12 protein-coding genes are annotated in these 12,960 nt (G+C 64.8%); 8 read left to right on the top strand and 4 right to left on the bottom strand.

Annotated features, from left to right (window positions below):
• Positions 1-2 precede the first annotated feature (2 nt).
• From VA602_RS24155 to VA602_RS24180, 6 genes are all read left to right on the top strand, one after another.
• Positions 3-1,436 carry a sensor histidine kinase gene (locus VA602_RS24155; RefSeq protein WP_323454556.1) on the top strand — a complete coding sequence of 478 codons (1,434 nt, stop codon included), beginning with the start codon at positions 3-5 and terminating at the stop codon, positions 1,434-1,436.
• A 95-nt stretch (positions 1,437-1,531) separates the two neighbouring features.
• Entirely contained in the window at positions 1,532-2,431 is a 900-nt protein-coding gene (gene cysM / locus VA602_RS24160) for a cysteine synthase CysM (protein WP_054892899.1), read from the top strand.
• Positions 2,431-3,795, top strand: coding sequence for a 23S rRNA (uracil(1939)-C(5))-methyltransferase RlmD (gene rlmD / locus VA602_RS24165; protein WP_153774385.1), 1,365 nt, complete (start codon positions 2,431-2,433; stop codon positions 3,793-3,795). Before cysM ends, rlmD begins: the two co-directional genes overlap by 1 nt.
• 96 nt (positions 3,796-3,891) lie before the next feature.
• Positions 3,892-6,132, top strand: a complete 2,241-nt coding sequence (gene relA / locus VA602_RS24170) for a GTP diphosphokinase (protein ID WP_054892897.1) — start codon at positions 3,892-3,894, stop codon at positions 6,130-6,132.
• A 103-nt stretch (positions 6,133-6,235) separates the two neighbouring features.
• On the top strand, positions 6,236-7,069 hold the full coding sequence (gene mazG, locus VA602_RS24175) for a nucleoside triphosphate pyrophosphohydrolase (protein ID WP_063543585.1): 834 nt from the start codon (positions 6,236-6,238) through the stop codon (positions 7,067-7,069).
• Positions 7,070-7,095: 26 nt separating this feature from the next.
• Positions 7,096-7,635, top strand: a complete 540-nt coding sequence (locus VA602_RS24180) for a DUF2058 domain-containing protein (RefSeq protein WP_054892895.1) — start codon at positions 7,096-7,098, stop codon at positions 7,633-7,635.
• A 44-nt stretch (positions 7,636-7,679) separates the two neighbouring features.
• Here the strand turns inward: VA602_RS24180 and VA602_RS24185 are convergent, their stop codons facing one another.
• The 4 genes from VA602_RS24185 to purM all read right to left on the bottom strand — a co-directional run bounded on the left by VA602_RS24185 (position 7,680) and on the right by purM (position 10,487).
• On the bottom strand, positions 7,680-7,862 hold the full coding sequence (locus VA602_RS24185) for a hypothetical protein (RefSeq protein WP_054892894.1): 183 nt from the start codon (positions 7,860-7,862) through the stop codon (positions 7,680-7,682).
• A 194-nt stretch (positions 7,863-8,056) separates the two neighbouring features.
• The gene (locus VA602_RS24190; protein WP_054892893.1) at positions 8,057-8,767 is read right to left on the bottom strand and encodes a DUF3108 domain-containing protein; all 711 of its coding nucleotides are present in this window, start codon (positions 8,765-8,767) and stop codon (positions 8,057-8,059) included.
• An 8-nt stretch (positions 8,768-8,775) separates the two neighbouring features.
• Positions 8,776-9,429, bottom strand: a complete 654-nt coding sequence (gene purN / locus VA602_RS24195) for a phosphoribosylglycinamide formyltransferase (protein ID WP_054892892.1) — start codon at positions 9,427-9,429, stop codon at positions 8,776-8,778.
• On the bottom strand, positions 9,429-10,487 hold the full coding sequence (purM, locus tag VA602_RS24200; protein ID WP_054892891.1) for a phosphoribosylformylglycinamidine cyclo-ligase: 1,059 nt from the start codon (positions 10,485-10,487) through the stop codon (positions 9,429-9,431). Before purM ends, purN begins: the two co-directional genes overlap by 1 nt.
• A 271-nt stretch (positions 10,488-10,758) precedes the next feature.
• Between purM and VA602_RS24205 the strand changes: the two genes are divergently transcribed.
• The gene (locus VA602_RS24205) at positions 10,759-11,823 is read left to right on the top strand and encodes a DUF2066 domain-containing protein (protein WP_323454557.1); all 1,065 of its coding nucleotides are present in this window, start codon (positions 10,759-10,761) and stop codon (positions 11,821-11,823) included.
• A 12-nt stretch (positions 11,824-11,835) separates the two neighbouring features.
• Positions 11,836-12,909, top strand: coding sequence for an AI-2E family transporter (locus VA602_RS24210; protein WP_323454558.1), 1,074 nt, complete (start codon positions 11,836-11,838; stop codon positions 12,907-12,909).
• Positions 12,910-12,960 lie beyond the last annotated feature (51 nt).

Consider the following 12,960-nt stretch of genomic DNA (forward strand, 5'->3'; position numbering starts at 1 on the left):
GCATGCTCGGTCGTCGATCGCTGTTCTGGAAGCTGGCGGTGCTGCTGGTGGGCTTCTGCCTGCTGATGATCGGCCTGAGCTACACCTGGGGCCGGCATATGGAAACCCAGAACGCCTTCTTGTCCGAGCCTGCCCGGCAACTGTTGCGCGGTTATGCCGCCGAGGCCGAGCAGGCCTGGAACCAGGGCGGCCGCGAAGGCCTCGAGCGCTGGTTGCTGGACATGCGCCAGCGTGAATCGGGCTGGATCGCGGTGCTCGATGGCAACTTGCGACCGCTCGCCGGGGCTCGCTTGTCCACGGAGGAAATCCAGCGCCTGACCCGCCTGCGCGGCGTCGACTGGCCGATGAGCAGGCGCAGCGTCGATCAGCCCTGGCTGCGCTTGCCGTTCCCCCAGGCTCCCGAGCAGGGCATGCTGGTGATCGAGTTGCCCCAGCGCCTGACCCCCGGCCAGTACCGGTTGTTCTGGCGGATCATCACCAATGGTGTGATGCCGGGGCTGTTCACCCTGCTGCTGTGCGTGGGCCTCTACCGGATGCTGATCGTGCCGCTGAACCAGTTGCGCGAGCAGGCCAATGCCTGGCGTGCCGACCAGCTTTCGGCGCGGCTCGATTCGCGCACGATCGGTCGTGACGACGAGTTGGGCGAGCTGGCGCGTGCCTTCGACCAGATGGCCGAGCGCTTGCAGGGCACGGTGGCCCTGCAGCAGCAACTGTTGCGCGACTTGTCCCACGAGATGCGCACGCCACTGAGCCGCCTGCGTGTGGCCTGCGAGGGCGAAACCGACGTCGCGCGTCTGCGCGAACGCCTCGAACGGGAACTCGATTGCATGCAGCAACTGGTCGAGGACACCTTGCAACTGGCCTGGCAGGATGCCGAGCGTGCGCCGATGAACCTTGAGCCCATCCAGCTTCAGGCCCTGTGGGATCTGCTGGTGGAGAATGCCTGCTACGAAAGCGGCTGGGCAGCGCAGCGGTTGCAGTGCACGTTGCCGGCCAGCTGTTGGGTGGAGGGTAATCTCAACCACCTGGCCCAGGCGCTGGAGAACATGCTGCGCAATGCCATCCGCCACTCGCCGCACGATGGGGTGGTGCGCCTGAGTGGCCAGCGCGAGGGCAATCACTGGCAGTTGTTCCTGGAAGATGAAGGCGGCGGGGTGGATGCCGACGATCTGGAAAGGATCTTCGCGCCGTTTTCCCGGCTCGACGGCTCGCGCCCCGGGGATGGAGGCTTTGGGCTGGGGCTGAGTATCGCCCGCAGTGCGATCCAGCGTCAGGGCGGCAGGCTGTGGGCCGAGAATGGGCAACGGGGATTGCGGCTGTGCATGCGCCTGCCTTGTGTCGACACCGAGGGCTTGGCAGGTAAGCCTGCTGCTGAAAAGGCTTTCACTGTTCTTGCGAGCGCGAGTTTGCCCGCGCAGGGTTCGTCACCCATATAACTACCTGCTATATCTCCCAGCAATTGCGTGATATGGCGGCGCGTCCTTTGCCGGTATGATAGGCGCCCCTGCCGTCCTGATTGCGAAACACGCCCATGACCTTGCAGTACCCAACCATCGCCGATTGCGTCGGCAACACCCCTCTGGTCCGCCTGCAGCGTATCGCCGGGCAGACCAGCAATACCCTCCTGCTCAAGCTCGAAGGCAACAACCCGGCCGGCTCGGTCAAGGACCGTCCGGCGTTGTCGATGATCACCCGCGCCGAACTGCGCAACCAGATCAAGCCTGGCGACACCCTGATCGAGGCGACCTCCGGCAACACCGGCATCGCCCTGGCCATGGCGGCGGCGATCAAGGGTTACAAGATGATCCTGATCATGCCCGACAACTCCACGGCCGAGCGCAAGGCGGCGATGACCGCCTATGGCGCCGAGCTGATCCTGGTGACCAAGGAAGAAGGCATGGAAGGGGCGCGCGATCTGGCCGAAAAGCTGCAGGCCGAAGGTCGCGGCCTGGTGCTCGACCAGTTCGCCAACGGCGACAACCCGATTGCCCACTACACCAGCACAGGTCCCGAGATCTGGCAGCAGACCCAGGGCAGCATCACCCACTTCGTCAGTTCCATGGGCACCACCGGCACCATCATGGGCTGCTCGCAGTACCTCAAGGAACAGAACCCGGCGGTGCAGATCGTCGGCCTGCAACCGATGGAAGGCTCGGCCATTCCCGGTATCCGCCGCTGGCCGGAGGAATACCTGCCGAAGATCTTCGACGCCACCCGCGTCGATCGCGTGGTGGACATGTCCCAGCAGGAAGCCGAAGACACCACCCGTCGCCTTGCACGCGAAGAGGGCATTTTCTGCGGTGTGTCCTCCGGCGGTGCGGTCGCGGCGATGCTGCGTCTGTCCCGTGAAGTGGAAAATGCCGTGATGGTCGCGATCATCTGCGACCGCGGCGACCGTTATCTCTCCACCGGCCTGTTCGACGCGACCTGATGTCCAGAAAGAAAAGCAACAGCAGCGGCCTGCGCTTCCAGCCAGCCGGCGGCGACCGCACCCCACAGGTGCCGGTGGGCAAGAAACAACGCCTGGACATCGAACGTCTGGCCGGTGACGGACGCGGCATCGCCTTTGTCGAGGGGCGCACCTGGTTCGTCAGTGGTGCCCTGGCGGGTGAGGCGGTCGAGGCGCGGGTGCTCAATGCCCGCGGCAAGATCGTCGAAGCACGTCTTGAGCGCGTGCTGCAGGCCAGCCCCGAGCGGCGCGAGGCGCCGTGCCGGCATTACGCCCGCTGCGGCGGTTGCAACCTTCAGCACCTGCCCCACGAAGGCCAGCTGGCGCTCAAGCAGCGCCTGCTCGCCGAGCAGTTGCAGCGCGTAGCCGGTGTGCAGCCTGATGAGTGGGCCGCACCGCTGGCCGGGCCGGAATTCGGCTACCGCCGTCGCGCGCGCATCGCCGTGCGTTGGGATGTGAAGGCGCGCGAGCTGCAGGTCGGTTTTCGCGCCGAAGCCAGCCAGGACATCATCGCCATCGACGATTGCCCGGTGCTGGTACAACCCTTGCAAACCATCCTGCGACATTTGCCGACCGTGCTGCGCAGCTTGAGCAGGCCTCAGGCGCTGGGGCATGTGGAATTGTTCAGCGGCACCGCCGAGGCCGTGCTGGTACGCCATGTAGCGCCGCTGGCCGATGACGACCTGGCGCGCCTGCAGGCGTTCTGCGAGCAGGCGGGTGCGCAACTGTGGCTGCAGGGCGAGGGTGAGCCGGCGCCACATGATGGCGCCGCGACACTTGGGTTTGACCTGGCCCCTTGGGGGCTGGAGCTGGCGTGGCGACCCGGCGACTTCGTGCAGGTCAATGCCCAGGTCAACACCTTGATGATCCAACAGGCGCTGGCGTGGCTTGCGCCGCAACCGGACGAACGGGTACTGGACCTGTTCTGTGGCCTGGGCAATTTTGCCCTGCCGCTGGCTCGCCAGGCCCGTGAAGTGGTGGCGGTGGAAGGTGTGCAGGCGATGGTCGATCGGGCCGCCGCCAACGCCGCGAGCAACAATGTGCATAACGCACGGTTTTTTCAGGCCGATTTATCGCAGTCTTTGGCAGGTGCCGAATGGGCCGCCGAGGGCTTTTCTGCGGTACTCTTGGACCCACCGCGCGACGGTGCCTACGAGGTGGTGCAAAGCATCGCACGCCTCAAGGCCAGGCGGTTGGTCTATGTATCGTGCAACCCCGCCACGCTGGCGCGAGACGCGCAGGTGCTGGTCGGCCAGGGGTACCGGTTAAAAAGGGCCGGGATTCTCGACATGTTTCCTCAGACGGCGCATGTCGAGGCCATGGCGTTATTCGAAGTGGGCCAGTAACGGCTGGCCCCTTGGTGCGGCTTCCACGGACGGGAAGCGGCACGGTTGATTGCCAGTGCACCCGCGAGGTGCGCTGTATGGAAAGGTAAACGAAACATGGTACAGGTGAGAGTGCACCAGCCGGTCAACACCGACGGCAGTATCAATCTCGAAGCATGGCTGGATCATGTGGTGAGCGTCGATTCGGCGCTGGATCGCACGGCGCTCAAGGAGGCCTGCGATTTCGCCCAGGAAGTCGAGAAGAAGGGCAACCCGGCCAAGCATTCCTGGGCCGACGGGACGTCGAGCTTCCAGGCGGGGCTCGAGATCGCTGAAATTCTCGCAGACCTCAAGCTCGACCAGGACTCGCTGGTCGCTGCCGTGATCTATCGCTCGGTCCGCGAAGGCAAGGTCACCCTGGCCGAGGTCGGCCAGCGTTTCGGCCCGGTGGTCTCCAAGCTGATCGACGGCGTGCTGCGCATGGCCGCCATCAGCGCCAGCCTCAGCCCGCGCCAGTCGCTGGTGCTGGGCTCGCAGGCGCAGGTCGAGAACTTGCGCAAGATGCTCGTGGCCATGGTCGACGACGTACGCGTCGCCCTGATCAAGCTGGCCGAGCGGACCTGCGCGATCCGCGCGGTGAAGGCCGCCGATGACGAAAAACGCCTGCGTGTGGCGCGCGAAGTGTTCGACATTTACGCACCGCTCGCTCATCGCCTGGGCATCGGCCATATCAAGTGGGAGCTGGAAGACCTGTCGTTCCGCTACCTGGAGCCCGACCAGTACAAGCAGATCGCCAAGCTCCTGCACGAGCGGCGGCTGGACCGCGAGCGCTTCATCAGCGATGTGATGAACCAGTTGCAGAACGAGCTGCTGGCCACCGGCGTCAAGGCCGACATCAGCGGCCGGGCGAAACACATCTATTCGATCTGGCGCAAGATGCAGCGCAAGGGCCTGGAGTTCAGCCAGATCTACGACGTGCGTGCGGTGCGCGTGCTGGTACCGGAAATCCGCGACTGCTATACCGCGCTGGGTATCGTCCACACCTTGTGGCGCCACATTCCCAAGGAGTTCGACGACTACGTCGCCAACCCCAAGGAAAACGGCTACCGCTCGCTGCACACCGCGGTGATCGGCCCCGAGGGCAAGGTGCTCGAGGTGCAGATCCGTACCCACGGCATGCACGAGGAGGCCGAGCTTGGTGTCTGCGCGCACTGGAAGTACAAGGGCACCGACGTCAAGTCCAGCTCCAACCACTACGAAGAGAAAATCTCCTGGTTGCGCCAGGTGCTGGAGTGGCACGAGGAACTGGGCGACATCGGCGGCCTGGCCGAACAGCTGCGGGTCGACATCGAGCCGGACCGGGTCTACGTGTTCACCCCTGATGGCCACGCCATCGACCTGCCCAAGGGCGCCACGCCGCTGGACTTCGCCTACCGCGTGCACACCGAGATCGGCCACAACTGCCGTGGCGCCAAGATCAACGGGCGCATCGTACCGCTGAACTACAGCCTGCAGACCGGCGAGCAGGTGGAGATCATCACCAGCAAGCAGGGCAACCCGAGCCGCGACTGGCTGAACTCCAACCTCGGCTACGTCACCACCTCGCGTGCGCGGGCCAAGATCGTCCACTGGTTCAAGCTGCAGGCGCGCGACCAGAACGTCGCTGCCGGCAAGACCCTCATCGAGCGCGAACTCAGCCGCCTGGGCCTGCCGCAGGTGGACTTCGAGCGCCTGGCGGAAAAGGCCAACGTCAAGACCGCCGAGGACATGTTCGCTGCGCTGGGGGCCGGTGATCTGCGCCTGGCGCACATGGTCAACGCCGCCCAGCAGTTGCTGGAGCCGGAGCGTATCGAGCCGGTCGAGCTGGTGCCGCGCCCGGCGCGCGGGACTCGATCGGGCAAGCGCAACGACATCCAGATCCAGGGCGTAGGCAACCTGCTCACGCAGATGGCCGGTTGCTGCCAGCCGCTGCCGGGCGACGCCATCGTCGGCTACATCACCCAGGGCCGCGGCGTGAGCATTCACCGCCAGGACTGCGCCTCGGTGCTGCAGTTGGCGGGTAAGGAGCCGGAGCGCATGATCCAGGTGAGCTGGGGGCCGATTCCGGTGCAGACCTACCCGGTCGATATCGTCATCCGCGCCTACGACCGCCCGGGCTTGCTGCGCGACGTTTCGCAGGTGCTGCTCAACGAGAAGATCAACGTGCTGGCGGTCAATACCCGCTCGAACAAGGAAGACAACACCGCGCTGATGTCGCTGACCATCGAGATTCCAGGCCTGGATGCGCTGGGGCGCTTGCTCGGGCGGATCTCGCAGTTGCCGAACATCATCGAGACGCGGCGTAATCGTACGCCTTGAGACTGCGTCGCCCCCATCGCGGGCAAGCCCGCTCCTACAGGTGCAGCGTGATCCCTGTAGGAGCGGGCTTGCCCGCGATGAAGGCACTGCCGAAGGACCTGTAATGACCTACACCCTAGACGACCTGCTCCACCTCATGGCCCGCCTGCGCGATCCGCAATACGGCTGCCCCTGGGATCTCGAGCAGGACTACACCAGCATCGTCAAGCACACCATCGAGGAAGCCTACGAGGTGGCCGACGCCATCGAGCAGGGCGATTTCGCGCAGTTGCAGGGCGAACTCGGCGACCTGCTGTTCCAGGTGGTCTACTACAGCCAGCTGGCGCGGGAGGAGGGGCGTTTCGAGTTTGCCGGCGTGGTTGATTCGATCACCCGCAAGCTGATCCGCCGCCATCCGCACGTGTTCCCCACCGGTGACCTCTACGCCGCACCCGACATCCCGCGCTTGAGCGAGGCGCAGGTCAAGTCGCGCTGGGAAGAGATCAAGGCCGAGGAGCGCGCCGAGAAGAGCACCCCCGAACAGCTCTCGCTGCTCGACGATGTTCCCGGCGCCTTGCCGGCGCTGTCGCGTGCGACCAAACTGCAGAAGCGCGCGGCCACCGTCGGTTTCGACTGGCCCGAGGCGTTGCCGGTGCTGGACAAGGTCCGCGAGGAGCTCGACGAGGTATTGCAGGCCATGGCCGATGGCGATGACCAGGCACTGGAAGACGAAGTGGGCGACCTGCTGTTCGCCGCTGTGAACCTGGCCCGTCATCTCAAGCAGGATCCGGAAAACGCCCTGCGCCGCGCCAACCGTAAATTCGAACGACGTTTCCGCTTCATCGAGCAGGCATTGCGCGACACTGGCCGACCGATCGAAGATTGTAACCTTGACGAGTTGGATGCCCTCTGGGGCGAAGCCAAACGTCAGGAAAAGAACCTGCCCAGCTGCGGCTGAGCCGATGCATAAGTGAGTGAACACCGATGAGCCTTTCCCTTCGCGATCAATTGCTCAAGGCCGGTCTGGTCAACCAGAAGCAGGTCTCCCAGACCAACAAGGCCGAGAAGAAACAGAAACGCCTGGAACACAAGGGCCAGGTCGAGGTGGACGACAGCCAGCAGCGCCTGGCCAAGGAAGCCATGGCCGACAAGGCCAAAAAGGACCAGGAACTGAACCGCCAGGTGCAGGAGAAGGCCGAGCAGAAGGCCCGTGCCGCACAGGTCAAGCAATTGATCGAGGCGACCCGCTTGCCCAAGCTGACCACCGAGGACTACTACAACTTCGTCGACGACAAGAAGGTCAAGCGCATCGCCGTCAACGCCCTGATGCGCAGCAAGCTGAGCAACGGTTCGCTGGCGATCGTCGCCCATGGCGGCGGCTACGAAGTGATCCCGCGCGAGGCAGCGGTGAAGATCCAGGAACGCGATCCCAAGCGCATCCTGCTGCTCAACACCCATGTCGAGGAGGCCGATGAAGACGATCCATATGCGGCCTACAAGATCCCTGACGATCTGATGTGGTAAATGACGAAAACCCCGCTCAGGCGGGGTTTTTCGTGGGGGAGATCTTATTGTGTGCCGCGTTGGCTCTCGAGGGTCTCGAGCTCCTGGCGGTACTGGTGGGCTTCATGCTCGTTGTGGAACATGCCGACCAGTTGGCCCTGCTGGTGTACGTCCCAGATCCGCACGCCAGCGGCCAGGCCTTCGTGGGACATTCTCGATTCGTCGCGTTCGGTTACTTGGACAGTCATCGGTAAACTCCACTTCTGTTGGTCTGCGACACTGTGTCGCACACCTTCTTTATAGAGTTTGTTAGCAGGCTAAGTAAATAAAACGACGATGAAACTATGTTCATGAAACGCGCTGCGCTTGCTTCTGCAAGCCAAAACAAAGCCCCGCACTAGGCGGGGCTCGGGCTACAGCAGGTTACAGCGCAGGGAACGGATCAGTTGCCTTTCACCGTCCTGCCATCGACCGTACCATCCTGCAGCACGATCACGTATTCCTTGCCATCGGTCTCGACCTGGCGCAGTTGCACCAGCAGGTAGTCCCAGTCCTTGGCGAACCACAGCTCGGTGATGCGCTTGCTCTGGCTTGGGTCGCGCACGCGCTCGACCTTCACCGCATCGACCTGGCCGGTCTTGGTGGCAACCTTCTCGGTGCCCAGCACGCGGAAGTCGTAGGTGTCGATCTCGTCACCGTCGACCACCTGGTACGTCATGCTCTTCTTGCCCGCCGCCACGTCATGTTGCAGGGCCAGTTGATAGGACGACTTGTCCAGCACCCCACGGTTGAGCGGCAGGCTGATCGCATCGCCACGGTCACTACCGGTGACTTTCTTGCTGTTCCAGTCGAAGTCCAGGTCGACCTTCTTCGCCTTGCCCAGGCCACCGCGCTCGAAGTGATACTTCTGCGGCAGCAGGGTGTCGTTGTCCATGCGCACCGTGCTCTGTTCGGTCAGGCTGGCGATCATCATGGAGGCTTTGAAGTTGAGGTCCCAGGTACCGTTGGCGTTCTTGACCAGGCTGCGTTCGGCGGTGCCGCTCATGGGCAGCTGTTTCCAGTCGGCGGTGTAGCTGGCCGAGAAAGGCTTCAGATCAGCTGCCTGGAGGGGCAGGGCGAGCACGGCGAGAGCCAATAGCAGGGCGCGACGCATATATTCTCCTAGGGTCGAATCAAGTGACCGCTGGCCGCCAGCGGCTGGCCATCCAGTAATGCACCTTGTTCGCCCAGGCGCAAGCGTCCTTCGGCGAACCAGCGCACCGCCAGCGGGTAGATCTGGTGTTCCTGTTGGTGGACCCGTTGTGCCAGGCTCTGCGCATCGTCGCCTGGCGCGACCGCTACCACAGCCTGTACGACCAAGGGCCCGCCGTCGAGTTCCTCGGTGACGAAATGAACACTGCAGCCATGCTCGGCGTCACCGGCGTCCAGGGCCCGCTGGTGAGTGTGCAGCCCTTTGTACTTGGGCAACAGCGACGGGTGGATGTTGAGCAGGCGCCCCTGGTAGTGGCGCACGAAGGCGCCACTGAGGATGCGCATGAAGCCGGCCAGCACCACCAGGTCGGGGGCGAAGCCATCGATCAGTTGCATCAGCGCCGCGTCGAATGCTTCGCGCCCGTCGAAACCACCGTGCTCGAGCACGGCGGTGTCGATCCCGGCGGCTTTGGCCCGTTGCAGGCCAAAGGCGTCGGGGCGGTTGGAAATCACCGCGCGGATCCGCGCGCTACCGTGTTCGGCGTGGATGCTGTCGATCAGGGCTTGCAGGTTGCTGCCGGAGCCCGACAGCAGTACTACGACATTGCAGGTCTTGCTCGGCATCAGTGTGCCTTGAGGTTCTGCAGCTCGACCTGGGCAGCGCCTTCGGCGGCTACGTCGATGCGGCCGATCACCCAAGGCTGCTCACCGGCCTGGCGCAGGACGTTCAGGGCGTTGTCGACCTGGTCCTGGGCCACGCAGATGACCATGCCTACGCCGCAGTTCAGTACGCGGTGCATTTCGTGCTCGTCGACGTTGCCTTTCTGTTGCAGGAAGTCGAACACCGCCGGACGCTGCCAGCTGGCCACGTCGACCACGGCCTGGGCGCCTTTTGGCAGGACGCGCGGGATGTTGTCCAGCAGGCCGCCACCGGTGATGTGGGCCATGGCCTTGACCGCGCCGGTCTTCTTGATCAGCTCCAGCAGCGGCTTGACGTAGATGCGGGTCGGCGCCATCAGCAGGTCGGTCAGCGGCTGGCCGTCGAGCTGGGTGTTCTCGATGTCGGTGCCGGACACTTCGAGGATCTTGCGGATCAGCGAGTAGCCGTTGGAGTGCGGACCGGAGGAGGGCAGGGCGATCAGGGCGTCGCCGGTGACCACTTTCGAGCCATCGATGATTTCCGACTTCTCCACCACGCCGACGCAGAAACCGGCCAGGTCGTAGTCTTCGCCTTCGTACATGCCTGGCATCTCGGCGGTCTCACCACCGACCAGCGAGCAACCGGCCAGTTCGCAACCGGCGCCGATGCCGGTGACCACGGTGGCGGCCACGTCGACATTCAGCTTGCCGGTGGCGTAGTAGTCGAGGAAGAACAGAGGCTCGGCGCCGCAGACCACCAGGTCGTTGACGCACATGGCGACCAGGTCCTGGCCGATGCTGTCGTGCTTGTTCAGGTTCAGCGCCAGGCGCAGCTTGGTGCCGACGCCGTCGGTGCCGGAGACCAGCACCGGCTGCTTGTAGCCGGCCGGGATCTCGCAGAGGGCGCCGAAGCCGCCCAGGCCACCCATGACTTCAGGGCGTGCGGTGCGCTTGGCGACGCCCTTGATGCGTTCGACCAGTGCTTCGCCGGCGTCGATGTCTACACCGGCGTCTTTGTAGCTCAGGGAGGGTTGCTTGCTCATTGATCCAGGCCTTTAAGGGGGAGGGATTCAGGAAAACGACCAGCGCGGCCAAGGCCGGCTCGGGAGGCGGCGGCTGCCTGTACGTGACTGGTCTGCGAAGGCGCGCGATTTTATCAGGGTTGCCCGGCAGCGGCCATCCTCCATTGAACGGCAAGTGGCGAGCGGTAGGCTATAAGAGAAGACAGACAGCACCGGCGCGCGCTTTTGCTTGCCGCTGACAGCGTGCAGCTTGTAGCTTCTGCCCTGAAAGTCATCTGGACAGGAATCCTTCATGCGTTTTCTCAATTACCTGGCAGTGGTTTGCGTAGGGCTGATCGGTGCAACGGCACAGGCCGAGACCGTATCGGGCCTTTACCAGGTCCGCGAGCCTGTCGATGGGCAGGGCAGCGAGGCGCGGACCCAGGCCACCGCCAAGGCACTCGACACCCTGGTGCTGCGCCTGACCGGCGATGCCAAGGCGACGCAGAACCCGGCGGTGGTCGCCCTGCGCAAGGATCCGCAACAGATCATCAATCAGGTTGGCAGCGACGCCGGCCCACCTGAAGCGGTGGTGGTGGAATTCGACCCCGGCAGCACCGAGCGCGCCCTGCGCCAGGGCGGCCTGGCCCTGTGGGGCAGCAACCGGCCGTCGATTCTTGGCTGGTGGCTGTACGACAGTGTCGAGGGCAGCAGCCTGGTCGGAGATGGCCAGAGCAGCGCCGAGCCGCTGCGTCGCGCAGCCCAGCACCGTGGCCTGCCGCTGCGCCTGCCGCTGGCTGACCTGCAGGAACAACTGGTGGCCAATGCCAAGCAGCTCGAAGGCAACGACCCGGCGCCGCTGCGTGAGGCGTCCGAGCGCTATGGCGCCGATGCCCTGCTGGCTGTGCACGCCCACGAAGCCGACGGCAAGTGGCAAGGCAAATGGCAACTGTGGCTGGGCGAGCAGCGCGAGCAGGGCACGGCAGAGGGGGCCGACCAGGCCGCGCTGGCCGATGCGGTGATGCTGGCGATCAGCACACGCCTGGCACCCCGTTACGTCACCCGCCCGGGCGCGAGCAGCGACCTGCAGGTCCAGGTGCAGGGCATGAACCTGCAGCGCTACGCCGAACTGCTGCGTGTGCTCGAGCCCTATGGCCCGCGGCTGCAGATGGCCGACGGCGACACCCTGACCTATACGGTCACCGGCAATCGTGAACAACTGCGCGCTCAACTGGGGCTGGCGCATCTGCAGGAGGTGCCCGTCGAACCGGCGCCTGCCGCCGCTCCCGCTCCCCTAGCAGAGGCAGCGCCTGGCCAGGCGGTCGCTCCGCAGGCGGCTGCGCCAAAGCCGTTCGATGGCCTGCGTTTTCGCTGGTAAGGAGCCGCGCACATGACTGATGTACGCCGTTGGGTATGGTTGGGCATAGCCCTGCTGATCGCCGTCCTGCTGTACCTGCTGCACAACATCCTCTCGCCGTTCCTGGTGGGCATCCTGCTGGCGTACCTGGCCGATCCGCTGGTCGATCGCCTGGAGCGCCTGGGCCTGTCGCGCACCTGGGGCGTGGTGGTGGTGTTCAGCCTGTTCACGCTGGTGTTCCTCGCCTTGCTGCTGGTACTGGTGCCGATGCTGGCCAAGCAGTTGCTGCGCCTGTACGAGCTGGCGCCGCAGATGCTCGACTGGCTGCAGCATGTGGCCCTGCCGTGGGTGCAGAGCCGCCTGGGCCTGGCCGATGGCTTCTGGAAGTTCGACAAGATCAAGGCTGCCATCGGCGCGCACATGGGCCAGACCACCGACATCGTCGGCATCGTCCTGTCCCAGGCCACCGCCTCGAGCCTGGCGCTGATCGCCTGGCTGGCCAACCTGGTGCTGATCCCGGTGGTGGGCTTCTACCTGCTGCGTGACTGGGACCTGATGATGGCCAAGCTGCGCAGCCTGCTGCCACGCCAGCGTGAAGACCAGGTGGTGGGGCTGGCGGGTGAGTGCCATGAGGTGCTGGGGGCGTTCGTGCGCGGCCAGCTGCTGGTGATGCTGGCGCTGGGCGTGATCTACGCGGTCGGGCTGTCGCTGATCGGCCTCGAGCTGGGGCTGCTGATCGGCCTGCTGGCGGGGTTGGCGGCCATCGTGCCGTACATGGGCTTCATCGTCGGCATCGGTGCAGCGCTGATCGCCGGGTTGTTCCAGTTCGGCGGCGACCTGTACCCGATGCTGGGCATCGTCGCGGTGTTCATGATCGGTCAGGCCCTCGAGGGCATGGTGCTGACGCCGCTGCTGGTGGGCGACCGCATTGGCCTTCACCCGGTGGCGGTGATCTTCGCCATCCTGGCCGGCGGCGAGCTGTTCGGCTTCACCGGCGTGCTGCTGGCGCTGCCGGTGGCGGCGGTGATCATGGTGCTGCTGCGCCATGTGCATGACCTGTATAAAGAGTCGGATATGTACGCCGGGGATATCGATCCCGAGCTTTGAACCTCCCAATCGCCCGGCCCCGGGGCGGGGCGAGCCCCTGGGACAACCCGC

Origin of the sequence: Pseudomonas machongensis, assembly GCF_034961125.1 — a bacterium.
Lineage (GTDB): Bacteria > Pseudomonadota > Gammaproteobacteria > Pseudomonadales > Pseudomonadaceae > Aquipseudomonas > Aquipseudomonas machongensis.